Consider the following 25,338-nt stretch of genomic DNA (forward strand, 5'->3'; position numbering starts at 1 on the left):
GGCTTTCAAGCACGGAGCGCAACTTCTTCATCAGGAAAGTTTTTTACCAATCTTAATATTGATAATTGATGTAGAAATTGAATTGGCCTCCCTTGTCGGCTTCGTCGTCCTCCCCGGGCACAACCACCGGGATGGCGTAGTCGAGAGCGAGCGGCCCGATGCCGGGGATGTCCAGGCGCAAGCCCATCCCGGCGTCCGCATAAATATCTTCGGGGGCGAAGTCCCAAGCCTCGACATTGACGAAGCCCGCATCAAAGAAGCCCGCCCCGCGCACGTTCTCAAAGATGGGAAAGGTGACCTCCGCCGACAAGTAGCCCGAGGTCTGTCCCCCGAGGGCTTCATCAGTAGCCAAGGCTCCTTCGCTATCCCGCTCGCCCAAGTCCCGATACTCGAATCCGCGCAAATCGCGCTGACCGCCCAGGAAGAGACGGTCGAAGATGGGCACGTCACCATCGCCATAAGAGTCCACTGTCGCCAACGAGCCACTGAGATTGAAAATCATGTCGAGCGGCAGCCCCCAATGCTTGGAACCCGCCATCTCGAAGGTGTAGGTCTCGACATCGCCGCCAATTCCCAGGGTCACACCGGCATCGAATTTGTGCCCTTTGCGGGGCATTACAATGCTGTCCCGGCTATCGTAAACATAGGAAACCCCCAGCGCGGAACGGACATACTCGCCGTCCTCGGCCAAGAAGGCGGGCGAACTGTCGCTATCCACATCGAGTTCGATGTTTTCCAAGCGGTATTCTCCCCGAATGTAGGAGCGCCGTCCGATGGCTTTCCGTAGGAAAATCGCGCCCCCAAGGTTCAGCTGATCGTATTCTGGACTCAGGAAGTAACGGTTCTGATAGTAAAGCTCGCCGCCCAAGGAAAGGCGTCGGCCCAGGAACCAGGGCTCGACCAGAGAGACCTTGAAGTCCTGGCGCTCGCTACCCAACTTGAGCTGGGCGGAGAAGCGCTGGCCACCCCCCGTGAACTTCCAGGGATTGCGGATATCAAAGTTGCGTTGCTCGAGATTGATATAACCGACAATGCTGTCGATGGAACTGAACCCGGCCCCGAAGTTCACCTCCCCGGTTTTGCCTTCCTGCACCGCGATGTTGAGATCGCGATACCCCGCCCGGGAGCTGCTCTCGCCAGTGACCTGCACCCCATTGAAGTAGCGCAAGTTCTCCAACCGCTTCTGGGTGGTTTCCACTTCCACGGAGTTAAAATACTCGCCCGGCTTCATGGGCACTTCCTGGCGAATGACGCGGTCTTTGGTCTTGGTATTGCCCACGATGTTGACGCGGCCAACCTTGAAGCGTTTGCCCTCGGAAACACGATAAATGATGTTCACCAATCCCGCGCCCGCATCCTTCACTTCCGCAGTCACATTGGCATCGGCATAGCCCCGGGAGCCGTAGTAGCTGCGGATGGCCCGGCGGTCGTCGTTCACTTTTTTCGCCGAGTAGGGATCACCCGCGATCAGGCTGAGAGCGGGAGTCAGCTCCTCAGGCTTGAAGACAGTCATGGGACCGAACTGAATCTGGTTGATCAGGTATTTGCCGCCCTCATCGACGTTGATGACCAGGTCCACGCGCTCGTCGCGCACAGCCACCCGATCGGCACTGATGATTTCCGCCCGCAAGTAGCCATTGTTTTGGTAGAAGCCCCGCACAGCCTCAAGGTCACGCTGCAGCTGCTGGTTGTCGATGCGACCGGACTTGGTGATGAACGAGAAGATTCCCTTTTGCTTGGTCTCCATCTCGCGTCGCAATTCCACGTCCGAGAAGGCTTGGTTGCCTTCAAAGAGAATCTTGCGCACTTCGCTTTTGACTCCTTCGTTGATGAGAAAAATGAGCGCCGTCACCCCGTCCCCTTCATCTTGCAGGCGATGGGTCACGGTGACATCGGGGTATCCATAGCCCCGGTAGTAATCCTGCAAATTGCGGCGGGCCGCGAGAATCTTGGCATCGCTGAGAATTTCTCCGGCCGACATCTTGATTTCCTTCGCCAGCTTGCCGTCCGAAAAGACCGTATTGCCCTCAAAGCCCACGGTATCGATGGAGCCTTGCGTCACCACCTCGAAGATGACCTTCACCCCCCCGTCGATTTCCTCACCCAGCACCTGCACATCCTGCACCAGACCACTCTCGTAGAGGCGCTTGACGTCTTCGTCGACCACGCCGGCATCGAAATTCTGTCCCACTTTGGTCTCAGTGAAGCTCCGCAGACGAGATTCGGCCACCGATTTGGGTCCATTGTAGCGAAAGACCACTTCGGTCACTTTGACCTCCGGTTCCTCCAGAAAGTCCTGAGCCCGGACTTGGGGCGATAAAATCATCGCCAGCGCTGTCATCACGCACAAAGAAGCTAAGCCCAACCAGCTTTGGTGTCGTCCCAATCTCATCCCCGCCATCACGCCTCTGCCGGGCGCCTTTCGTCAAGTTTAATGACCGTCAAAGGTAAAAAGCTCCCCCCCAATCGACAGCCCCCTTCCCGGGGAGAGCCCCTCTTTCCTTCCTTGACGCCAGAGGAACGAATGCCCTTATTAATTATCGGAAAACCGCAATCTCATTACGTTTTTCAGATAAAACCCAAGTCAACCAACTCATGAAGAAAACCCTACCTTCGCTCTTCCTTCTCACTGCGGGACTACCCGCTCCGCTCTTCGCGCAATGGACTCTCGTCGATGATATGGAATCAGGCAACAAATGGACCGGCACGGGCACTCTGGTCACCGATCCAGCAGAAGAAACCAACCAGGTTTACAGTCTCGCCAACACCACCGCGCTGGCCGAAGCATATCAAGCCCTTCCCGCCATCGCCGAAGGGACGACTGCCACCCTTTTCTTCCGCATCCGGGCTTCCGCGACGGCCGTGGACTTCGCCTGGGGCTCCTCCGACTTGGCCGTCCCCGCCGATTGGGGCCACTACGAGGGCTATGGCCGCTTGCAAGGGGCCGTGGGCGACGTCGATATCGATGTCCGCAATGCGGGGGCCTTCTCCGAAGTGGTCGACAACACCAACCCGGCGGAGTGGCACAGCATCTGGCTGGTCCTCAATAACGCCGCCGACACCACCGATATCTACATCCGGCGCGGAACCAATCTTCCGGCGAGCTTTGCCGGTAGTATTTCCTCCACGGGCAATCCCTTCCGCAACGGAACCACCGATCCGTTGATCAATTTTTTCATTCGCAACAACTCCGGTGGCAGCACCGGCTATATCGACGACATTTACCTCGATCTTTCGGGCCAAAACCTGGGCCACCCCCTCTTCCTCGATAGCGATGGCGACAACCTGAGCGACGAATTCGAACAAGTCATCATCGACGCCGACCCAGAGGACGACATCACCTCCCTGGAGGATGTCTTGCCCGGAGATGACTTCGACAATGACGGCTCGACCAACGAGGCGGAGCAACAAAATGGCACCGATGCCACCAACCCAGATAACGATGGCGACGGTCTCCTCGACGGACCCGAGCTGGCGGGCACCGACAACGAAGGAAACTCCCACGGCTTCGGGCCGACCAACCCATTCGCCGCCGACTCCGATGGCGATGGCGTCAATGACAACAACGAGGCCAGCGGAGCCCTCAACACCGCCTTCGCCAACGCCCCGACCAATCCCAATGCCGCGGATACCGACGGCGACCAAATCCCTGATGGCTACGAGCTCGCCAACAACACCCCGGGCACAGCCCTCGACCCCAATGACGACGGCACCACCGACCCCGAGCAAGCCTTCAACGGTGATGTCGATGGAGATGGCCGCACCAATGATGACGAATACACCGGCAATGGCGTCACCGGAGCCATCCAAACCCGCGCCGACCTGGCCGATACCGATGGCGATGGCTTGGGCGATGGCGCCGAGGACAACGTGGGCAGCTGGGACAGCCTCGCCTTCACTGGCACCAATCCCATCCTGCCCGACACCGATGGCGATGGCCTCCTCGACGGTCAGGAAAATCCTGATCTGGCCTCCTTTCCCGGCTTGGGAGTGCTTCCCACCAACTCGAACCCCAACTTTGCCGATACCGATCTGGATGGTTGGCTGGATAGTTATGAAGTCAATGGGGCGGGAACCGATCCGGCCTCCAGCGGCGACACCCCTCCCGCGCAGACGGCTGGCTTCGTGAAAATCGAAGACTTCGAGGGCGAGGGGATGGTGATTGGCGAATCCTTCGCTGGCATCAATGGCTGGATCGCCTCGGTGCCCGAGAGCGCTCTCGTTCTCGAGGAGCCCATCGCAGGCGGCGATCAAATCGGTCAGCAACTGTTCGTGGGCGGCCCTCATGCTCCCCTATACAAGTCCCTGGCCCAACTCGGCCTCCAGCTCGCCGAGGGAAGCAAGGGCACTCTCTTCTTCCAGCTCTATTCTCCCACCACCGGGGTGAACCACAGTGTCGGTCTTTCCGACGAACTCACTCCCGTGACCTATCCCAGCTACGAATCCCAGCTGATCATTCGCGGGGATACCAATGAACTCGTCGTTCGCGATGGCGACGCCTTCCGCCTCGCGGACGCCCATCCGGTGGGTCGCTGGATGAATGTCTGGATGGTGATCGACAACGAAACCGATCTCACCGAGGTCTATGTCGAATCCCCTGCGGGAAAAACCGGCGTGGTGCCCCTCGTCAATCCCGAGACCTCGACGACCACCTTCGGATTCCGCAACGGAGCTGCCACCAACCCTCTCACCACTCTGTATTTGCAGGAGAACGTGCCGCTGGATCGCCCGGCCTACATCGACAACATCTACTTCGACCCCATCGCGGAAAACCTCACCAAACCCGCAGCGGACAAACCCCTGCCAGCCGCCAATCCCGAAATCACCGCCATCTTCTTTGACGGCGCCGACCTCAAGATCGCCTTCTCTCCCGGGGGACCCGGCTACGTGCTCAGCTCCTCGGATGATTTGGTGACTCCCTTTGCCGCTGTCGCCGAGGCCACTTACGATGGCACCGATACCTTCACCGTGCCCGCTTCAGCCCTTACCGAAGACAAGGACTTCTTCCGCGTGGAAGAATCCCAATAAATCACCCTGTTGATTCGTTTCTCAAGGGCGGGCCTGGCATATTGCAGGTCCGCCTTTTTGCAAGACCCCTTTCCCGACTCCCCCAGCCCCTCCTCCATGAATCGCTCACTTTCCGCCTTCGCGTTGTCCACCCTCCTCGCCCTTCCTACCCAGGCGCAATGGCAAGAGCTCGACACCTTCGAGTCCAATGACACGCCCGGAAATTCCATCGACGGGCAAAACGGCTGGTCCTCCGACTTTCCTGACGAAGCAGTCACCGCCCTCGATCCAGCGGACTCCGGGCGGGGCACCACCCTGCTTCTCCGGCGCGGCAGCGTCAATGGCGCTACCACTCGCAGGGCCCTCGATACGCTCGAAATCCCCGAGGGGCAAACCGGGACCCTGTTCTTCGAGCTCTTCATCGCCGACAATGGTATTAACCCCAACCTCAATCTCGGCCTCTCCGACCGCTTCTTTCCCACCGAATACGGTGACTTCGAAGCCCAATTCCGCGTCGAACAACACAACATCTCTCCCCGCAGCGGTGGCGGATTTATCGACTCCAGTTACAATGCCCTCGATGCCGCGTGGATGAAGGTCTGGATGGTCGTCGATAACGAAATCGATCGAACCGATTTCTATGTGGAAAGCCCCGTCGGCGAAAGCGGGCTCGTGCTGGTGGCCTCCGGCCACAACTTCCGCAATGGCACCAGCGATCCCCTGCGCACTCTCCAGGTGATGCAGGGAGCCGGTCGTGATTTCTACCTCGACAATATCTACCTGTCCACCGGGGAAAACCTCAGCGACCCCACCGCCCAGCCTGCCGAGGCCGAGGACGATGCCATCACCGTCGCCATCACTGGCTCCCTCGCCTTTGATCCCCTGGCAAACGATTCCCACAATCCGACTGCGGTGACTGTCGCCAGTCAACCCACCCAAGGCTCGGCCTCCTGGGACGCCGAACGCGGAGTCCTCATTTACAAACACAGCGGCTCCTCTGCCGGGAGCGACAGCTTCACCTACACCGCCAGCAATGCCGTGGGGGCCAGCACGGCGACAGTATCGGTGACCATTGCGGAGGCCTCCCGCCTCGCCGCAGAGACCGTGGCCGTGCCCCTCACCCCGCCCGCCGTGCCCGCTGGGGCTCTCGTCATTGAGGAAGCCCTTCCCGGCGAGCAATTCCCCGGCGCAGTGGCCCTCGCCCCGGTTCCGGGCAGCCCCGAATCCCTTCTCATCGCTTCGGTAACGGGCAAGATCTGGCTCATTGCCGACACCACCGAAGAATCCCCCGAACCCCTCGAAGTGCTGGACCTCAGTGGCCTCTCCAACTTCGTCAATAGCCGCAGCATTTACTCCGTGGCCTGCTTCCCCGACTTTGCCACCACCGGCCACATCGTGGTGAATTACCAAGGAGACAAAGGCCGCCTCCCCCTTCCGCTCGACGACATTCCCCACCTCGATAAAAACGGCGTCACCCAGAGCGGCAACAGCATCACCTGCGACCTCCGGGTCTCCCGCTTCACCCTCTCCCCCGCCCACCTCGCCGCTTGCCAAGACGGGCTCAGCAACAGCGAGAACACCGCCGCCCTCCTCACCGAGCTGCCTTACCTGAATCTCGCCGAGCAACACAACTTCCACAGTATCAATGACGCCAAATTCGGCCCGGATGGCTACCTCTACGTCTCCTTTGGCGACGAGGGCGACCAAGGCTCCCCCTACCGCAACACCCAAACCATCACCAAGGACCAATACAGCGCCCTCATCCGCATCGACGTCGACCCCTCCTCCACCCATCCCAAGCCCAACCCCCACTACGCCATCGCGGTAGGCGGAATCAACTACGCAGGCCCTGCCGACCCGGGTAACAACGAACTCCCCAACACCCCTTTCACCGACGCCGCCACGCAGGAGCCGAACTTCCGGGTCCCCGCCGACAATCCCTTTGTCTCTCCCGGCAAAGGCGGCTCTTGGGACGGCTTTTTCAACGGCCGCGACCACCAGGCCCAGCTGGACCAGGTCCGTGACGAAATCTGGGCCGTGGGCATGCGCAATCCCTTCAAGTTTTCCATTGAGAGCGAACCCGGCACCGGCGAGACCATGGTCCTCTACGGCGACATCGGCAAAGACGACCGCGAAGAATTCACCGCCATCAAGTCCGGCGGCAACGGCGGCTGGGCCTACTACGAGGGCGACATCATCACCCCCGGGCTATCGGCGGGCAACACCCCGGAAGCCCCCGCAGGCACCACTCCCCACACCGCCCCCTTCTTCTCCTACCCCCACTCGCTGGGGAATTCCGCCACCGGAGGAATGATCTATCGCGGTAGCAAGCTGACCGAGTTCGTCGACCGCTATCTCTGCGCGGACTTTGGCTCGGGCCGCATCTGGAGCATGAACCCCGATGGCTCCGCGCGGGTGGAGCACTCCGCCCTGCGCCAAGGCGGAAACAAGATTGTCGCCTTCCAAACCGACGAAGCCACCGGCGACGTCTTCGTGCTGGAGAACAACACCTGGTCCGGCGGCAATTCCCGCCTTCTCCGCATCACTTACGAAGGCGGTGAGCAAGAGGACTACCCCCAAGCGTTGGCAGAGCTGGGCCTCTTCGCCGACCTGAGCGACTTTTCCCCCAATCCCGGCGTCCTGCCCTATCAACCCATCCTCAAATTCTGGTCCGATGGCGCCGACAAGTCCCGCTGGTTCACCCTCCCCGATCCCGCCGACTCCATGGAGTTCTCCACCGACGGCCCTTGGCAATTCCCCGTCGGCACCATCTGGGTGAAGCATTTCAACTTCGACCTTGATCGAGAAAACCCCGGAACGTCCGTCAAGCGCCTGGAAACCCGCGTTTTGGTGCAGAACGAGGACGGCGGCTACGGCGTTTCCTACCAATGGAATGAGGACGACACCACCGCCACCCTGGTGCCTACCGAGGGCGTGGACTTCGACCTCACTTTTCAGGATAAAAATGGGGAAAGCCACACTCAGAGCTGGCGCATTCCCTCCCGCGCGGAGTGCATGACCTGCCACAATGCCACCGCCGGCGTGGGCCTTTCCTTCAACACCCGGCAGCTGAATCACGACGGCACCTTGCAGGGGGAAAGCGGCAACTTTCTCACCCTCCTCGCCCAGAGTGGCTACCTCGGCAACTTCCCCGGCAATCCCGAGAGCCTTCCCCACCACTTCCGTCCGGACGAGGAAACCATCGATCTGGAAGCCCGCGTGCGCTCCTATCTCGACGTTAATTGCGCCTACTGCCACCAGCCCGGCGGCGGCGTGCCTCCCGGCTCCTGGGACGGTCGCGCCCACCTCAGCCTGCCCGAGACCGGCCTCCTCTACGGCCAACCCGTCAGCGAAGGAACCGCCCACCCCGAGCACGTTTTCGTCCGCCCCGGCGACAAGGACCACTCCGTCCTTTGGAATCGTCTCAACGCGCGCACCGCCACTAACGGCAACTACAATGGCGAAAGCCAAATGCCTCCTCTGGCCACCAACGTCCCCGACCCCGAGGGCCTGGCCCTCCTCGCGGAATGGATCGACCACCACGCCAATACCGCCCCCGTCCTGCCCGAGAGCCTGACCGTGCCCGAGAACTCGCCCCTCGGCCACATCCTGAGCTCCACCCTCGCCAGCGACGCCGATCTGCGGGCGGGAGTGAGCGATCAATCGCAGTTGAGCTATCAAATCACCGGCGGCAATGAGGCGGGGTTCTTCCACCTCGACCCCTCCACCGGCGCAGTCACCGTCACCGGCTGGCTGGACTTCGAAGCCACCCCCACTTATCTGCTCCAAGTCACCGCCCACGACAACTTCGCCGGCAATCCCCTCAGCACGAGCGGAACCGTTCGTATCGAACTGAGTGACGAAGACCCGGAAGACCACAACGACAACGGCCTTCCCGATCCGTGGGAAAGCGCCTTCGCACTCGCCGACGGCGCGGCTACCATCGACAGCGACGGTGATGGGGTGAACAACTTCTTTGAATGGCTCACCGGAAGCGATCCTACCTCAGCGAGCGACCCCGGCCCCACCTACCTCACCATCGCCCCTCATGAGGACGACGGGCATCATTTCACTTGGCAAGTCCTCAACGGACTGCAAGCCGGCGTCCACTACCAGGTCCAAAGCGGCAACAATCTGCAAGGCTGGGAGACCTTGACGGCGGGAGAAGACTACGAAGTGGTCTCGCAGGTGAGCACTGCCCCTGGGAAAGTCTCGCTCACCATCCGCCTCCTCGCCGCCCCCGGCGACCGCCACTTCCTCCGCCTCAGCTCAGAGTAAAAATCGTCCTAATAGGGCGATTTTTAACACAACTTTGACACAAGGCGGAGAGAAAGTCGCTAGCTTGGGAGGTGCTATGAAACTGAAATCTTATCTCTGCACCTCCCTCCTCGCCTTAACCCTCTCCTCTGCTTTCGGACAGGGCACCCTTCACGGCCAATCCACGAACGATCCCTTCCGCTCGACCTCGAAGCCAGATAACGTAGAAAAACCGGAGGAAAACGATCAAATGATCAGCTTCTGTATGGAGATCTTCAGCCTGCCCCTGGCCGATGCCGCCCGCCTGCAGCGGAAAAACCTGCCCGACCCCGAATTCTACCAAACTCTCGTCAAAATGGTAGAAGCGGAGGAATGCACCCAAGAGCAACTCATCATGCTACGGGCGCGTTCAAAAGAGACCGCAACCGTCGAAAGCGTCCTAGAAGAAATTTACCCCACTCAGTATGAACTCACTACAACTTCAGATAACACCTCTATAATGCCAGCCATCGCCACCGCTTTCGAAACCCGGCATACCGGTGCAAGCATTGAAATTCAGCCGGCTTTAAAAAATAGCAACACTATCGAACTCCGTATGGCTTCAGATTTTGTATTCATGGTAGAGAACAGTCAATGGGGCTCCAACTCCCATAAAGTAGAAATGCCTACCTTCGAATCCCAACGCTTCACCACCGGTATCACAACAAAAGATTCACAATCCACATTCGTTGGCACCCTCAATCGCCCTCCGAATTCCGAAATCGATCCCGAAGGAGCGAAGAAAGTCTGGCTCGCCTTTGTCACCCTCAATTTGCTTGAATAAGGAAGGATGCGACTTGCCGCTCTCACTCTCCTGCCCATGGCGCTCGTGGCCCTGCTCGTTCTGCTGGGTGGCGAGCGCTTGGCCCGGCGCAGCGACGAAACCCGACAGGCGCTCGACCGCGACCGCTTGCTGGATTTCTCGCAATCCCTCCGCCGCGAACTGACCCGGCTCGATGAACTCTACGAAGGGCATCTCGCTCGGCTGGCTGCCGCCAGCACTGAGCTGAACGAGCGAGAGTTCCGTCCCCTGCTGGCAGAAGTCACCGCCATTGAAGCCTGCCGCGTCTTTCGCCAAACCGGGCCTGAGCTGGAAGTGTTCGTGCCTTCCCAACGAGCGAACTTGCCGGAAATCACTCTCGCCGAACGCCGACGCCCCCTCAATCCTGAGAAAGCGGTCGTTCTGCCCCAAGACTACTTGGACGAACCTCTGCCAGCCGCCGGTCATTGGCTGAGAGCCCCCGATGGCCGCCATCTCGTCCATTGCCGCCCTGTCCAGAGCGGGCAAGCGGGACATTTCGTGGCCTTCTTGATTGACGAACAAGCCTTGCGCGCTCGGGTCAATGACCACCTTGCCGAGTGGTTACCCGCCATCGCCCGTCCCCTATCCGAAGGCGGCGAGCAAGTCGCTCTCCTCAGCCCCACCGGACAAACCCTCGCCCGCTACGGCCCCGACCAGAAAGGCATTGCCGCTGCCCTCATCCCCGAGCGCACCCACTTCGGCATCTACGAGTTGCGCGGCTGGGACCGCGTCACCAGCGTCACCCGCCACGACCCGGCCACCCTGGCGGCCTCCATCGCCCTCTCCGCTCTCCTTCTCGCCGCAGGCGGTGCCCTCTTTCTCCAACAACGCCGCTCTCTCCGCCTCGCCGCCCAACGGGTCTCCTTCGTCAATCGCGTGTCCCACGAGCTGGGCAGCCCCTTGACCAATCTGACCCTCAATCTCGACCTCGCCAGGGAGGCCCTCGCCCGCGATCCCGCCCAAACCCGCCGCCGCCTGCAATTGGTCACCGAGGAGACGGAACGCCTCGCCCGCCTGGTGGGCAATGTCCTCAGCTTTTCCCGCCGCGAACGCGATTGCCTGACGGTGCAAGCGGAAGTCTGCCAACCCACCGTCCTCACCCGCCAGGTGCTGGAGACCTTTCGCCCAGCCCTCGAACGCCGGGGAATGAGTCTGGAAAGTGACGTAGCCGAACTGCCTCCGCACAAGCTCGATCCCGATGCCTTTTGCCAAATTCTCGCCAACCTGCTCTCCAATTGCGAAAAATACGCCGCCTCCGGGCAGTGGGTGCGGGTCAGCTTGCGGGAGGAGAAAGACGCTCTCGTTCTCGAAGTCGCCGACCGCGGACCAGGCATTCCTTCGCGGGCCCGGGAGCGCATCTTCCGTCCCTTTGAGCGCGTTCACGACGACACTGCCGAGGGTTCCAGCGGCACCGGACTGGGCCTCACCATCGCTCGCGACCTCGCCCGCCGCATGGAGGGCGATCTCGTCTTCTGCCCGGCCCGCGCTCCATCCGGCTGCCTCTTTCGGCTCACTCTCCCGCTCCGCCCCGTTCTGTCTCTTCTTCCCTCCCAAGAAAAATCCGCATGACCATTCTCCTCGCCGATGATGATCCCCTCACCCTCGAAGCTCTCTCCGCCTGCATGGAAAGCGAGGGCTTCCGCACTCTGCAAGCGGCGGATGGTCGACAGGCGCTCCAACGCTGGCGCGAGGAGAAACCCGACCTCGCCTGCCTCGACATCATGATGCCGGGGCTCTCGGGCTACGAAGTCTGCCGTCGCATCCGCCAAAGCGATCGCGAGCTGCCCATTCTTTTTCTGTCTGCCAAAAACCAGGAAATCGATATCGTGGCCGGACTCGATCTCGGAGCGGACGACTTCGTGCGCAAGCCCTTCACCCGTCGCGAAGTGATGGCTCGCATCCGAGCCATTCTCCGCCGGAGCAGGCCAGACTCAGCTCGCGAAAGCTACCTCCTCGGCGACCTGGAAGTGCAGCCCAAGGCCCTTCTGGCCAGAAGAGGAGAGCAAATCATCGAACTGACCGCGCGCGAGGTTTCCATCCTGACTCTTCTGCACCAGCACCGTGGCGAAGCTGTCACCCGCGACGCCCTTCTCGACACCTGCTGGGGGCAAGATTACTTCCCCGACTCCCGCACCCTCGATCAGCACATCCACCAGCTGCGCAAAAAAATCGAGCCCGACTCCGCACACCCCACCCTCATCGAAACCGTCCGCGCCGTCGGCTACCGCCTCCGCTAGGCCCGGCGGCTCGCCGCGCCACCCTACCGGATGTGATCAACTTCTCTCCTGATCGAAGTCACTCAGCACCCGGTTCAAGGCCGTGAAGACTTCAGGCTCGAGACCGCGATCCACTTTGCCTTTGGCGCAACTGGCAAACCACTTCTGAAGAATCCGTCTATCCTCCCCCTTGATGGTCTGGACGATTCCGCCTTCCATCGCTTTGTGATCGAGCACCAGCTCCTCCCGCTTGCCGTGCGCGCGACTGACAATCTCACGATAATGCCCCAAAACGCTATCAAGGAGAATCCAGGCAAAATTCTCGTTCTTGGGTGGGCCGAGGCGAAGAGCCGTTCCCTCCCCTTTGGCAAACTTGGCTCCCTTTTGTAGATCCAGAGCGAGATCGGGCAATTCACTGCCTTTCCAAAAGGCCGCCGCCGCTCCCCCGACTGCTCCGATGAAGGTTCCCAGACCGTGGGTGAGAAATCCGGTGCTGGCATCGATGGCCAGGCCGCCCGTGCCGCCAGTCACTCCCCCGGCGATGGCGAGTTGGCTTCGGGAGAGCCCCCACTTTTGCCACGTTTCTTCCTGCTCAAGATCAATGCCCGTGAAGTCGGTGGCAGTCACCTCCACCCGACCGAGGTGATGGCGGTAGAGATGGAGAACTTTCTCCACCGTCTCCTTCTCCATCTTGGCAATCTTCTCGTAATATTGCTTGGTCAGCTCCTTGCCGAGCTTCTCGCGGCGATGGGGCACCTCCATGTCGCGTTCCTCGACCCGCTTTTCGATGCGGTAGCCGAGGCATTTTTCCAAAAAGGTGATGATTGCTTCCACACTCTCATCGCGGCGCTGACTCCATTCGTCTTCCAGGAAGGCGATGGTCTCTTCGATCAGCGCGCGATGATCTTCGTCGATTTCGAGGAGGGACTTGAGCAAGCGGCGGCGCTCTTCGAAGCGGGCTTCGTGGGCATCGAAGGTGCGAACGAGATTGAAATAGCTGCCGAGGCGGTTCTTCCATTCGTCGCGAAACTCAGGGTCATCGCCTTTCTCATTGAGCAAGGCCATGCGCTGGCGACCGGTCCAGCGAAGAATCTCCATCTCGGCGATGAAGGTGTCGCGCAGGGGCTTGCTGGGGTCGATGACGTAGAGCAAACCGGCCCCGGCGACCAAGGGGCGAAGGAGCTGGACCTCGTCCTCGAACTCACCCGAGCCCGCATACTCTTCCACAAAGGCCTCGATGGCAGCCAATCCGGGAGAGCCCGAGCCGCCGGCCTCGGCATGGAGCTGCTCGATGGCCCGCATCGCTTCCAAGGGGCGGGCAAAGCCGGGAGTATCGATGAAGCGGATCATCTCGCGACCATCGAACTCCACGGGTAAGGGCTGGCAGCGGGTGGTCTCGCCAGGGGTGGCGGAGACGCGGATAATCTGGTCGTCATCCACCTCCAGGAGAGTGGCCAGGACGGACGACTTTCCCATGTTCACCTTGCCCACCACGGCAAAGGTCGGGATATCTTTGGGAACCAGATCGCTCATGTTCGGGGAACGGGGGCAGAGTTATCGAAACAGGTGAAAACTAAAGCGGAAAAATGCGAAATGCCAGTTTGCACCACGGGGAGAAGGCTTCAGCCCAGTAATTTGACAAAGGGCTTGAGCGATTTGCGATCGACCATGGCGTAGAGGACATCCCCGGCTTCGAGCACGTCCTGGGGGCCGGGCACTTCGGCTTGCAAGCCCCGCAACCACCCGACAAGCACCACGCCGGGCGGCCACTTGATTTCGCCCACCGGCTGGTCGACCAAGGCCGAATCCGCCTCGATGCGGGTCTCGATAATCTGCCCGGGGCCGAGCTTTTTCACCACATGATACTTCTCCGAGGTGAGGTAGCGCTCGATATCGCGCCGGGTGGCCTCCCGGGGACTGACTGCGGCGATGACGCCAAAGTGGCGGCCGCTGCTCCCAATGGCCCGGGCATAGTCGGCCCGGTGAATGATGGTGAGGCAGTTTTTGACGCCAATGTTGTTGGCCTGCAGACAAGTCATCACGTTGTCCTCATCACTATCACTGGTCGCGACGAAGAAATCGGCATCACCCACCTGCTCGTCTTCCAGCTCCGCCAAAATAGTCGCATCGACATTGATGATGGTGGTGTTGGCGAGTCGATCGGCGAGGTCCTGGCAGACCTCCTCGTCTTTTTCAAAGATGCGCACCTTGCAATTCCAGCTTTCCAGCATTTGTGCGAGGGCGAAGCCATACTCCCCGCCGCCGAAGATGACCACCTTGAGCCCTTCCAGCCCTCCGTCGGTCTTTTGCAAATTGGCCGCCAGCTTCCGCAGTCTTCGTGGCTCCCCGAAAATGGTCGCGATATCGCCCGCCTCCAGCGTGCTGTCGGCGTGGGGAATGAGATGGACGTCTTCGCGAGAGATAGCGGCGATCCGAGTGCGCTCGGGTAGCTTGAGGTCGCGCAGACGCTTGCCCACCACCCCGCTTTTCTCGTGCACCTTGACCTGCTGCAATTCGATCTTTCCCCGCGCCAGCTCCTCCACGGTGAGGGAGTCGGGATTACGAATGAACTTCGCCAGCTCGATGGCAGTGAGCCGCTCGGAACTGAACGTGTGGTCGATATTGAAATGCCCGCGATAGTCGAAGAGCCATTCTTCCCGTTGCAAGCCGGGATGGACCCGGGCAATGACGCGCTCCACCCCCATCGCCTTGGCCATGGAAGCACTCATCAGATTGGCGTTGTTATTCGAAGTCAGTCCCAGAAAAAGTTCGCATTCGCCCACATTGGCTTCCGCGAGCGCGTTGACCGAATTGCCATCACCCCGAACGACATTGGCATCGATGGTCTGCTCCATATCGGCCGCCAGCTTGCTATCCAGCTCAATGACGGACAGGTCGTGGGACTTGGACAATTCTTTGGCCAAGTGCCGACCGATTTCTCCCGCTCCTACGATGATGATATTCATAAACTGATAATTTCTAGAAAACTCCGCTGATGGCAAGAACGGGCGAGGACCTCATTTCCCGATACAAAACTGGCTGAAAATACTGCCGAGAATTTCCTCGGTATCGATGCGCCCGGCTATCTCGCCCACCGCCTGCAGGGCCTCACGCAAGGGCAAGCTGACGAACTCGGGCTCTTCTCCCCCCGCCAGCATGGCGCGCGCCTCGGCCAGCAGCTCTTCCGCCCGGCGCAGACAATCCTGGTGCCGCGCGTTGATGGAAAGAAGAGCACTGCCGGAATTCTCCCCCGCCCCGCCCAAGTGCCCGGCCACGGCGGCGCGCAATTCCTCCAGACCATCCCCCTGCAAAGCTGAAATTCGCAAGGCGGGCTCTCCCGCCCAGTCGGGATGTTCGCCCCGATCCACTTTATTGAGCACCAGCAACGCCGCTTCGGCATGACGGCGGGCGGGAGGCTCGGTGGCATCGACCAGCTCGACAATCAAGTCGGCATCTTCCATGCGCTGCCGGGCCCGGGCCATTCCCTGCTTCTCGATATCACTGCCTTCCTCGCGCAAGCCGGCGGTATCGATGAGCCGGACGGGAAAACCGTTGAAATCGAGCACCTCCTCCACAGTGTCGCGGGTGGTGCCCGCCTCCGCGCTCACGATGGCGCGGTCGAAGCCGAGCAGGGCATTGAGCAGACTGGATTTCCCGGCATTGGGAGCTCCCACAATGGCCACGCGAGCCCCTTCCCGCAGCAGGCGCCCCCGTTTGGCGGTGCCGAGGAGACTAGCAATGGACTCCTGGAGATTGGCGAACGACTTCTCCAGCGCAGCGCCCGTTTCGGGGGAAATATCCTCCTCGGGAAAGTCGATGTAAGCCTCCACATGGGCGACCAGGCTGATGATTTCCTCCCGCACCTCGCCCACGGCGGCGCCCAGATTACCGGAGAGCTGCTCCCGGGCCGCTTTGGCCGCGAGGTCGGTCTGGGCCGAGATCAAATCCATCACCGCCTCCGCCTGGGTGAGATCGAGTTTGCTATTTAAAAAGGCGCGCAGACTGAACTCGCCCGCTTCCGCCAGCCGGGCCCCGCATTCGAGACAGCGCTCAAGGACCAGGCGGGTGACATGAATGCCCCCGTGGCCACTGATCTCGACCACATCTTCCCCCGTGTAGCTCCGGGGTCCGCGGTAACAAACCACCAGGACATCATCGATGGATTGCCCGCCCGCATCCACGACATCGTCGCGAAAGGTGTAGCGAGGGCGCACCGCCCCGGCCTGGAAGCGCGCCAGGGCTTTCTCCGCCACTTGAAACACGCCCGGCCCCGAGAGACGCAAGAGAGAGACCGCCCCCACCCCCGGTGGACTGGCAATGGCGGCGATGACGTCGTTACTGCTCATGAAGACATTTTTTTCCCAAGCAGCAGCCAGGGATGCCAAGGCATCGCACGCTGGCCGCTGGTTGCTGGCTTTAGCCCAAAACTTCCCGCAAGACCGCCAGGCACCGCTCATTCTCAGCCGGAGTGCCCACCGAGATCCGCACCCACTCCGGTAATTTGTAACCCCGCATCGCCCGCACAATGACTCCACGCTTGAGCATTTCCGCAAAGACACGATCGCCATCGCCCACTTTGACGAGCACGAAATTGGCGTGACTGGGGACAAACGCGAGCCCCATTTCGGCAAAGGACTTCTCAAAAAAGTCCCGCCCGAGGCGATTGTTGGCCACCGTGGCGGCGATGTGCTCTTCGTCGGCCAGCGAGGCCAGGGCCGCCATCTGGGCGAGCTCGTTGGTATTGAACGGCTGGCGGGCTTTTTGGAGAATGCCGGTGATGTGTGCCGGGGCAAGGCCATAGCCGATGCGAAGTCCGGCCAAGCCCTGCGCCTTGGAAAAGGTGCGCATCACAACCACGTTGCGCCCCTCTTTCACGTATTTGATGGTATCAGGCGCATCTTCCAAAAACTCAAAGTAGGCCTCATCGAAGACCGCAATGACGTGGTCAGGCAATTGATCCAGAAAGCGCTCGATCTCCTCCGCCCCCACCAGGGTGCCGGTGGGATTGTTGGGATTGGCCACGAAGACGAGCCGGGTTTCTGGGGTCACCGCCGCCGCCATGGCGTCCAGATCATGCACGAAGTCGGGATCGGGCACTTTCACATAATTGGCGCCAAAAAGAGTGGCCATCAGCTTGTAAACAACGAAGGCATGCTCGGCCGCGATGAGGGCTGCGTTTTTGTTCAAGAAGCAATGGCAGAGCAGTTCGATAATCTCATTGGAGCCATTGCCCAGCACCACATTTTCCATAGCCAGGCCGTGCTTCTCCGCCAAGGCTGAGCGCAGACGCACGCCCCCGCCATCGGGATAAATGTGCATGTGACGGCTGGCATCGGCCATCGCCTGCTGGGCCTTGGGAGAGGGCCCGAGAGGATTCTCATTGCTCGCCAGCTTCACAATAGAAGCCGGATCCAGCCCCAGCTCACGGGCTGTTTCTTCGATGGGCTTGCCGGGCTCGTAAGCCACCAGATCACAGACAAATTGGTTCGCGTAGGACTCCATGGACATTTGCCGGAGTCTCAACCTAGCTTGCCAGAAAAACAAATCCCAAATTGCGCCGGGGGGAGCCGTCCGGAGACCAGAGAACAGTGGAAGGCGAAGCGGGCCCCTCAAATTCGGGTTGGAAAAGTTCGCAAGATTCTTTCTTGCCATCGGGGAGGAAAGGGCCTAGGTTCCCGCCCCCCAGAACAGCCCGAATTTCTCATGTCGAAGCACAACAGTCTCAAAGCATCCGGTTCCGCCAGCGGAAAACGCTCGGTAATGAAGCGTTTCGAACGCATTAAAGTCCTCCGCGAGCGCGGTCACTGGAAAGAAGGCCAGAGCCCCATCGGCCTCCCCAAGACCAAGGGAGAAGTCTAAGCTCCAACCCTTTCGATTTTTTTCTCTGAGCGGAACCCCCGCGAGGCTTTCTCTGGCCTTGCTTGCGCGGTTCCGCTTTTTTGTCCCTACGCCGATGGAAGAAATCCGCCTCAATAAATTTGTCGCCTCCTGCACCGAACTTTCCCGCCGGGAAGCCGATCGCATCATTCAGGAAGGCGAAGTGAGCGTCAACGGCTCCATCACCATCAATCCCGCCGTGCGGGTCACCGACGAAGACACGGTGCGGCTGGGACGAAAAATCCTGAGCCGGCGGAATATTCTCGTGGTCGCCCTGCACAAGCCCCGCGGGGTGGTCTGCTCCCGGAGTGATGAGCGCGGCCGGAAGACCATCTACCACCTCCTCCCCCACAAATATCATCATCTCAAGCATGTCGGCCGCCTCGACCTCGATTCCGAGGGGCTGCTCATCATGACCAATGACGGCGAGTTGGCGCAAAAGTTGACCCATCCGTCCAAGAAACTGGAGAAGGAGTATCTCGTCACCGTCGACCAGCACTTCGAGCCTCAAGTTTTGCTGCAGCTGGTGAAAGGAGTGCACATCCCGGAAGTGGGACAAGCCAAAGCCAAGTTTGCCCGCCGGGTCTCCTCCCGTCGCCTCACCATTGTGCTGGAATCGGGGCTCAAGCGCCAAATCCGTCTCATGCTGGAAACCTTGGGCCTGCGGGTGACCAAACTGGTGCGCACCCGGGTGGGCTCCCTGACCATGGGCGAACTGCCCAGCGGAGCCACCGAGGAGCTGCGCAAGGAAGACATCGCCCACCTGCTGACAAATCCCGAACCCAAGGCCAAGCCAGCCGGAGAATAGACTTCTGTCGCGATTTCCAGTTGAGCGCGTGCCAGGATTCTGAACAAACTCCGCGGCCGTGCCCTACCCTCCCCACTTCCTCTTTGGAGTTGCCAATGCCGATCATCAGGTGGAAGCCCATGATCCGGAACGGGAAGACGTCTGGGACCTCTGGGAGCGCAGCCAGAATCTGACCCCGCGCAAGCAAGCAGTCGACTTCTGGAACCGCTATCCCGAGGATATCGACCGTGCGGCGGAACTCGGCTGCCAGATTTTCCGCTTTTCCATCGCCTGGGCCCGCGTGCAGCCCGGTCGCGACAAGTGGGATGAGTCTGCGATTCAACACTATCGGGAATTGGCGGAATACATCCGAGGGAAAGGAATGAAGGTGATGATCACCCTCGTTCACTTCACCTGGCCGGTGTGGCTAGAGCGCGAAGGCGGACTCATCGGCCCCCATTTTCCTGATCGCTTTGCCGACTATGGCGAAAAAATGGCGCGGGAGCTCGGTGACCTCGCCGATTACTGGATCACCTTCAACGAGCCCACCCAGCTGGTTTACGGCTTCATCAAGCCCTGGTGGCAGAACCGCTACTACATGCCTCCGGGCTTGCCCGAGGGCACGGGAGCCAGCGGGGAGGCCGAAGCCATTGGCAAACTGGTCCACAACCTCTTCTCGGCCCATGCCCGGGCCCGTGTCCGCATCAAGGGCCTGCACCCAGAGGCCAAGGTGGGGAGCAATCCTCTCGTCACGGGTTTCCCCCCTTGGTTACAGCACATTCTCGACAATCAGGCCCACTCCCGCTGGTTGCTCAAGGCCACCTATCGCTTCAGCATGGCCGAACCCCTGATCTCCGGAAAAGGGAAAGTGGACCTCGTCATCGGCGGCATCACCCACGAGAGCCACGCCAACCTGAGCTTCAGCGATCCCTATCTGACCTCGGGCAAGGCGATTCTCGTGCGCAACGACAATACCATCTTCAGCCTCGCCGATCTGGAGCACACCACGGCGGGCTATGTGGGTCCGGCAGCCGACCGCGCCCTCGCCAGCACCCACCTTCCCGAGGAGTGCCAGCTGCGGGCCTTTGCCAGCTATGAGGAAGGCCGGACCGCTCTCCTGGAGGGCTCGATCTGCGCTCTCTACGGAGACGAGATGTTTCTTTATCCGCCCCAGTTACCGGCCCAAAGTCGCTTCCGCCTGCTCAAAAACGGCATCACCCGCGAAGCCCACACCATCGGGATGCCACTTGGTCACAATGGCTTGCTCTCTCTCCTCAATCGCGTCATTGCCACCTTCAATTGCGAGGAATACGGGGCCTGCGCGCCCGACCGGCCCGAACAGGCCGTGGGCAAACCCCTCCAACCACTCTCTCTGGGAGACTTTTTTGCCAACGACTCGCGCCCTGGTCACAAGCGGCTCATCGATGGCGAAGGCCTGCGCCGCATCCGCCGCCGGGGCCGCTTGAAAGTAGGCATCCATGCCGATGCACCCGGAATCTGTCCCGGTTGTCCCGAAGAAGGAGTGGAGGTCGGGCTCGTGCGCCAAGTGGCCCAAAAAATCTTCAACGACCCCGACAAGATCGAGTTCGTCCCCCTCGATGCCAACAAGCCCTTGCGCGTGCTGGAGACCAAGGCCAGCCCACTCAACCGGCTCTGGCGCTTTGCGGGCGCGGCCGGACTCATCGCCAACTCCAATTGGTGGTATCTCGGCATTCGCGGCAAGCTCCCGGAAACTCTCTGCCCGGAGGAAGCCCACCAGGCCCAGGATTTTGTGGGCCTGGACTACTACTGGGGCCTCCCCACCAGCCGGATTCTCCAGTTCAATCGCCTCGTGGAAGCTGGAGAAGGGCGCTTTCTCAATGCCCCGGTCTGGCCGGAAGGCCTCGGCCACGCGCTGCGCCGCTATCACCGCTGGTTCCCGGAGCAGGAGATCCTCATTGTCGAAAACGGATCCGTGCCCCTCGCCGACGGGCTCACCCGGGGAGAATACCTCAAGGCCCATCTCGCCGAGGTGGAAAAAGCCTGCGCCGAAGGCGTGCCGGTAAGCGCCTACTTCCTCTGGTCGCTGACCTCCAACCGCGAGTGGGGCCACCCCTTCAACGACCAGACCGACTTCGGCCTCTATCACGTTGCGCTGGAGACCGATCCCGACCTCAAGCGAGAGCCCACCCCCGAAGTCGAATTCTACCGCAACTACATCGCGGAAAAGCTCGGCCGCGAAGCGTTCACTCCCCCTCAGTCAGACGAGCATCCAGTTCATCCAGACGAAAACGAACCGACTTGATGAAGGGCTTGCTGGCATCGTCCCAAGTGCCGTAGGTGGTGACCACGAAGGTGCCATCGGGCAACAATTCCACGCCGGGATAGGTGGAATCGAGACCTTTCTTATTATCCAATAGCCGCACCAGCATCTCGCCCGAGCCCCCACTCTGCAAATCCTCCCAAGTGCCGACCCAGAGCGCGCAATCACCAACGGTGGGCAACTCACCACGGGCCTCCCCTTGCGAGAAAAATTCCTGTTTCCCCGGCAAAACTCCCCGGAAGACCACAACCAGCCGCCCGTCGGGCGCATACCGCACCGTGTGCCGATCACCTGTCAATTCCCGCGCCAAGGGCCGGGGTTCGCTCCAAGTTTCGCCCTCATCTTGGGAAAAAATGATCTGGGAATTCTGCTGGCGCGAGTTCTCCCGCAAGAGCAGAGCGATGGTCCCGCCATCGGGAGAACGCACCGCCCCGGGCTCGCAAAGATCCAGCTCGCCCCCGGTCCAAATCACCTCCGGCTCTTCCCAGGTGACCCCGCCATCGCGGGTGCGGCTTTGATAAAGGGTGAAGTCCCCGCGCTCTCCGCCTTGGCGAAAGAACCGGCCATCGTCATGGAAGTAGCAAGCGTAGTGACCTGGCCCGGTTTTCAGGGAGAGATGCGCCCCCATGACCACGATTCCGCCCCAATCTCCCGCCGGGTGCAGCTCGCTCCAGCTCTTCCCCTCATCCTCACTCAAGGCATAGCGGGCGGGATACATGCCCGACCACAGCACGATGCGCTTGCGCCCGTCCGCGTCAGTCATGCGGTGCAAAGTAGGAACCTCCTGCGATGTGGCCCACGAATCGGGAGTCGCCAGCCGCTCCGACCAAGTCTTCCCCCCGTCCTCGCTGCGCTTATAAACGATGCCACCCCGGCCGTGCCCCTTGGGATAAACCGCCAAAATCGTCTTCCCGTCATCGAGAAGACAGGTGGTCACATGCCCGAGGTATTGCCCCTCCTCGCGATCCACCGTCACCTGCCGCTCCCTCTCACCCGCTAAGTCCAGAAAAGGAACCGCAACTGCGGTGCCTGCAACCAACCCCACAGAAACAGCAAACAAAGAACAAATATTGACCATAGCGACGATACTCCCCAAGATTGGCCAACCTTTCTGCAAAGAAGCCAGCTTCTTGCAATTCGGTGGCAGCTTCCTCCGTTAGCAACACATTACCCGACATTCTTATGCGTGCTCTTCTCATTTTTCTCACCCTCACCTGTTCCCTTTGGGCCGAAAAAAAGCCCAACATCGTCTTCTTCCTCGTCGACGACCTGGGTATCCGCGATCTCTCCGGCGAAGGCTCTTCATTTTATGAGACGCCACGCATCGACGCCTTGGCGCAAAAGTCGCTGCGCTTCACCAACGGCTACTCCACTTGCCAGGTCTGCTCCCCTTCGCGGGCGTCCATCTTGACCGGCAAATACCCGCCACGCATCGGCATCACCGATTGGATTGGCGCGGCCACTGGCGAGAACTGGAAGCGCAATGACAAGATTCTTCCCGCCCCCAATGCCAATGCGCTGCCTGCCGAAGACACCACCCTGGCGGAGGCCCTCGCGGCGGAAGGCTACGCCACTTGGTTTTTTGGCAAATGGCATCTCGGCGGCAAGGGCTCCTTCCCCGAGGATCACGGCTTTCAGCTCAATGTGGGCGGCCATCATGCGGGCTCACCTCCAGGGGGCTTCTTCGCGCCCTTCACCAATCCCAAGATCTCGGAAGAAATCCCCGCCGGGACTTCCCTCACCCTCTGGCTCGCCGAGAGAACGGCGCAGGAAATCCGCAACCACCAGGTCAACGAGCCTGAGAAACCCTTCCTCGCCTACCTTTCCTTCTACGCCGTGCACGGGCCCATCCAGACCACCCCGGAGCTTTGGAAAAAGTATCAGCAAAAAGCCGCGGCCAACTCCCAGGCCGACGAGCGCTTCGGAATCGATCGCACCTTGCCCGTGCGCCAGGTGCAGGACAATCCCATCTACGCGGGCATGATGGAAACCCTCGACCAAGCAATCGGCACCGTCCTCGACACCCTCGAGGAGCTGGAGCTAAGCAATGACACCATCGTCGTCTTCACGGGCGATAACGGCGGGGTGACCAGCGGCGACGCTTTTGCCACCGCCGCTCTCCCTCTGCGCGGCGGCAAAGGACGGCAATGGGAGGGCGGACTGCGCGCTCCCTACTACCTCTATGTGCCCGGCAAAACCCAGGCCGGAGCGACCGACGACACCCCGGTGACGGGCACGGACTTCTACCCCACCTTGCTGGACCTGGCCGGACTGGATCTGCTCCCTGAGCAACACCTCGACGGTCTCTCCCTGCGCCCCTTGCTGGAGGGCAAGCCTCTCGCCGACCGCCCCCTCTTCTGGCACTACCCGCACTACGGAAACCAGGGTGGCGAGCCCTCCTCCATCCTTCGCCAAGGCGAGTGGAAGCTCATCCAGTATCTCGAAGACGGCCGTCTCGAGCTCTACCACTTGTCCAAGGACTCCGGCGAACAACGGAACCTCGCCGCCGAACATCCCGAGCGGGCACACGCGATGCTCGTCATCCTGCAACGATTGCAAAAAGAAACCGGAGCCCTTCTCCCCGAGAAAGATCCCCGCTTCGACCCCGCCAAGAAAAAGCAACAAATCGAAAACTGGCACACCGGGCTGAAGGAACGCCTCGAAAAGCAGCACGCCCGCTACCTCGACCCCTCCTTCCAGCCTAACAAGAACTGGTGGGGCGCTCTCCCGCAGGATTGAATGGAACAAGCCGAAGGGCTAGCCTCCCTCGCATGCCTCCCTCCGCCCCTCCCTTCCAAACCCTCATTACGCGGGAGGCCAATGAGTTGGAAAAACGGCTCGCCCAAGTCGCCCGCGAGGCAGGGCTGGCCGTGGAAGTCATCCCAGCCCTGGCCAATGATGAGGCCACAGACGAAGTGACAGAGGCCAATGCCGCTCTCGCCAGCGCCGATGGAGTCATTGTTTTTCACGAATCTCACACTGACTTGAAGGACCCCGAAAAGTCGGCTCTCAGCAACCACCTCCTCGCCAAAGCCAAAGAATCTGGCAAAGCCACGCTCGTGATGACCGGGGGCACCTGGCATCCCGAAGAAGCCCTCAAGGCCCTGCAAACCTGGCTAAACCAGAAAAAGCCTACCAAGATCTACCTGACAGGACCAGACTGCTCGCAAGACCGGTTCAGTCCGCACTTTGCCGATCACCTCCTGCGCCGGCTCCTCGGTCTCTTACCTTCTCCCCAACACGATCGCCTCCTCACTGTCACCGCTTTGACCCTTGCGGGCGGCAGCTGCCTCCAAGCAGCCGTCAATGACCAGATGTTGGGAGAGAAGGACTACGGAACGGCCATTTTTTTAACAATTGCCGCCGCTCTCTTTTGGAGCGGCAGCCAGAGCGCCCTTCGCTTCGCCAGCTTCCTCATGGGATGGAGCGCCCTCGTTCAACTGTCGATGGTCGCCTACCACCTCCTTTTATGGCGACCCTATCGCTTGAACCATTCAAACGACTTTTACCCACCGGACAGCTTCCCCTTTTGGCAGGGCTTCGTCGGCTCTGCCATGGTGGGCGTGGCACTCACCGCTCTCCTAGCGGCCGTTCACCACAAAAGGCGGATTCAATTTTGGACCAGGACGGTGAAAATCTGGTCCGTGGTGTTCGGCTTCCTAATCCTACTTGGCTTGACTGCCTGGACGGTGGAGCTTCTGCGAACCCAAGAGGTGACCGAACTCTCGCCATCAGAGCGAGCCCCCTACGAAGCGGTGATCGCTTTTTACCAAAAACAAGGCACCAAAGCCCCGCCTACGGTGGAAGAATCCTTCCTGAAATCCGTGAACCAAAACGGTCAAATCGGCTTTATTGCAGGGGAAAAATGCTCAAGGCGAGCAACTCAGCCATCACGGGCAAACCCTCTTTCCCGAGCAATTTTCCTACTCAATGAGATGGCCCCATGGAGAGCCTGGGGAAATCTTCGAGATCACGGGCGGCGCCGATCAAGCCGTCTTTTGGCGAGGCAGGTTGTTCAAAAAAACCGTCCGCACGGACACAGGCGAATGGC

15 protein-coding genes are annotated in these 25,338 nt (G+C 60.5%); 9 read left to right on the forward strand and 6 right to left on the reverse strand.

The features are described from left to right. Positions 1-52: 52 nt before the first annotated feature. Entirely contained in the window at positions 53-2,341 is a 2,289-nt protein-coding gene (gene bamA / locus JIN78_RS10340) for an outer membrane protein assembly factor BamA (protein ID WP_200391892.1), read from the reverse strand. Positions 2,342-2,595: 254 nt separating this feature from the next. Between bamA and JIN78_RS10345 the strand changes: the two genes are divergently transcribed. From JIN78_RS10345 to JIN78_RS10365, 5 genes are all read left to right on the forward strand, one after another. Further along, positions 2,596-5,028: a hypothetical protein gene (locus JIN78_RS10345; protein WP_200391893.1), complete on the forward strand. Its 2,433-nt coding sequence runs from the start codon at positions 2,596-2,598 to the stop codon at positions 5,026-5,028. Positions 5,029-5,124: 96 nt separating this feature from the next. Continuing rightward, positions 5,125-9,285 (forward strand): cadherin domain-containing protein, encoded by a 4,161-nt coding sequence (locus tag JIN78_RS10350; protein ID WP_200391894.1) that lies wholly within the window; start codon positions 5,125-5,127, stop codon positions 9,283-9,285. A 76-nt stretch (positions 9,286-9,361) separates the two neighbouring features. Then, positions 9,362-10,087: a hypothetical protein gene (locus tag JIN78_RS10355; RefSeq protein WP_200391895.1), complete on the forward strand. Its 726-nt coding sequence runs from the start codon at positions 9,362-9,364 to the stop codon at positions 10,085-10,087. A gap of 6 nt (positions 10,088-10,093) precedes the next feature. Beyond that, positions 10,094-11,674 (forward strand): sensor histidine kinase, encoded by a 1,581-nt coding sequence (locus JIN78_RS10360; RefSeq protein ID WP_200391896.1) that lies wholly within the window; start codon positions 10,094-10,096, stop codon positions 11,672-11,674. Then, a complete protein-coding gene (locus JIN78_RS10365) occupies positions 11,671-12,342 on the forward strand; it encodes a response regulator transcription factor (protein WP_200391897.1) in 672 nt (223 codons plus the stop codon). The genes JIN78_RS10360 and JIN78_RS10365 overlap by 4 nt, the downstream gene beginning before the upstream one ends. A 36-nt stretch (positions 12,343-12,378) precedes the next feature. Here the strand turns inward: JIN78_RS10365 and JIN78_RS10370 are convergent, their stop codons facing one another. The 4 genes from JIN78_RS10370 to hisC all read right to left on the reverse strand — a co-directional run bounded on the left by JIN78_RS10370 (position 12,379) and on the right by hisC (position 17,829). After that, entirely contained in the window at positions 12,379-13,854 is a 1,476-nt protein-coding gene (locus tag JIN78_RS10370) for a GTPase/DUF3482 domain-containing protein (RefSeq protein WP_200391898.1), read from the reverse strand. Between the two features lie 89 nt (positions 13,855-13,943). After that, positions 13,944-15,287 (reverse strand): Trk system potassium transporter TrkA, encoded by a 1,344-nt coding sequence (gene trkA / locus JIN78_RS10375; RefSeq protein ID WP_200391899.1) that lies wholly within the window; start codon positions 15,285-15,287, stop codon positions 13,944-13,946. Positions 15,288-15,338: 51 nt separating this feature from the next. Next, a complete protein-coding gene (gene mnmE, locus JIN78_RS10380; RefSeq protein WP_200391900.1) occupies positions 15,339-16,667 on the reverse strand; it encodes a tRNA uridine-5-carboxymethylaminomethyl(34) synthesis GTPase MnmE in 1,329 nt (442 codons plus the stop codon). A gap of 70 nt (positions 16,668-16,737) precedes the next feature. Continuing rightward, positions 16,738-17,829 (reverse strand): histidinol-phosphate transaminase, encoded by a 1,092-nt coding sequence (gene hisC / locus JIN78_RS10385; protein ID WP_200391901.1) that lies wholly within the window; start codon positions 17,827-17,829, stop codon positions 16,738-16,740. A 195-nt stretch (positions 17,830-18,024) separates the two neighbouring features. Here hisC and JIN78_RS10390 point away from each other — a divergent pair, with 195 nt between their 5' ends. The 3 genes from JIN78_RS10390 (at position 18,025) to JIN78_RS17310 (ending at position 21,269) form a co-directional block, all read left to right on the forward strand. Further along, positions 18,025-18,180: a small basic protein gene (locus JIN78_RS10390; protein WP_200391902.1), complete on the forward strand. Its 156-nt coding sequence runs from the start codon at positions 18,025-18,027 to the stop codon at positions 18,178-18,180. Positions 18,181-18,274: 94 nt separating this feature from the next. Beyond that, the gene (locus JIN78_RS10395; protein ID WP_200391903.1) at positions 18,275-19,006 is read left to right on the forward strand and encodes a pseudouridine synthase; all 732 of its coding nucleotides are present in this window, start codon (positions 18,275-18,277) and stop codon (positions 19,004-19,006) included. 58 nt (positions 19,007-19,064) lie between these two features. Next, the gene (locus tag JIN78_RS17310) at positions 19,065-21,269 is read left to right on the forward strand and encodes a family 1 glycosylhydrolase (RefSeq protein WP_200391904.1); all 2,205 of its coding nucleotides are present in this window, start codon (positions 19,065-19,067) and stop codon (positions 21,267-21,269) included. Here JIN78_RS17310 and JIN78_RS10405 read toward each other — a convergent pair. Beyond that, positions 21,211-22,347, reverse strand: a complete 1,137-nt coding sequence (locus JIN78_RS10405; RefSeq protein ID WP_200391905.1) for a sialidase family protein — start codon at positions 22,345-22,347, stop codon at positions 21,211-21,213. The genes JIN78_RS17310 and JIN78_RS10405 overlap by 59 nt on opposite strands. A 122-nt stretch (positions 22,348-22,469) precedes the next feature. Between JIN78_RS10405 and JIN78_RS10410 the strand changes: the two genes are divergently transcribed. Continuing rightward, positions 22,470-24,026, forward strand: a complete 1,557-nt coding sequence (locus JIN78_RS10410; protein WP_200391906.1) for a sulfatase — start codon at positions 22,470-22,472, stop codon at positions 24,024-24,026. Positions 24,027-25,338: the final 1,312 nt, after the last annotated feature.

This window comes from Roseibacillus ishigakijimensis (genome assembly GCF_016595415.1).
GTDB lineage: Bacteria > Verrucomicrobiota > Verrucomicrobiia > Verrucomicrobiales > Akkermansiaceae > Roseibacillus > Roseibacillus ishigakijimensis.

What these genes read in the sequence shown, in the direction of transcription:
- bamA (WP_200391892.1), bottom strand. Translation starts at nt 2,341, where the DNA reads ATGACAGCGCTGGCGATGATTTTATCGCCCCAAGTCCGGGCTCAGGAC.
- JIN78_RS10345 (WP_200391893.1), top strand. Translation starts at nt 2,596, where the DNA reads ATGAAGAAAACCCTACCTTCGCTCTTCCTTCTCACTGCGGGACTACCC.
- JIN78_RS10350 (WP_200391894.1), top strand. Translation starts at nt 5,125, where the DNA reads ATGAATCGCTCACTTTCCGCCTTCGCGTTGTCCACCCTCCTCGCCCTT.
- JIN78_RS10355 (WP_200391895.1), top strand. Translation starts at nt 9,362, where the DNA reads ATGAAACTGAAATCTTATCTCTGCACCTCCCTCCTCGCCTTAACCCTC.
- JIN78_RS10360 (WP_200391896.1), top strand. Translation starts at nt 10,094, where the DNA reads ATGCGACTTGCCGCTCTCACTCTCCTGCCCATGGCGCTCGTGGCCCTG.
- JIN78_RS10365 (WP_200391897.1), top strand. Translation starts at nt 11,671, where the DNA reads ATGACCATTCTCCTCGCCGATGATGATCCCCTCACCCTCGAAGCTCTC.
- JIN78_RS10370 (WP_200391898.1), bottom strand. Translation starts at nt 13,854, where the DNA reads ATGAGCGATCTGGTTCCCAAAGATATCCCGACCTTTGCCGTGGTGGGC.
- trkA (WP_200391899.1), bottom strand. Translation starts at nt 15,287, where the DNA reads ATGAATATCATCATCGTAGGAGCGGGAGAAATCGGTCGGCACTTGGCC.
- mnmE (WP_200391900.1), bottom strand. Translation starts at nt 16,667, where the DNA reads ATGAGCAGTAACGACGTCATCGCCGCCATTGCCAGTCCACCGGGGGTG.
- hisC (WP_200391901.1), bottom strand. Translation starts at nt 17,829, where the DNA reads ATGTCCATGGAGTCCTACGCGAACCAATTTGTCTGTGATCTGGTGGCT.
- JIN78_RS10390 (WP_200391902.1), top strand. Translation starts at nt 18,025, where the DNA reads ATGTCGAAGCACAACAGTCTCAAAGCATCCGGTTCCGCCAGCGGAAAA.
- JIN78_RS10395 (WP_200391903.1), top strand. Translation starts at nt 18,275, where the DNA reads ATGGAAGAAATCCGCCTCAATAAATTTGTCGCCTCCTGCACCGAACTT.
- JIN78_RS10410 (WP_200391906.1), top strand. Translation starts at nt 22,470, where the DNA reads ATGCGTGCTCTTCTCATTTTTCTCACCCTCACCTGTTCCCTTTGGGCC.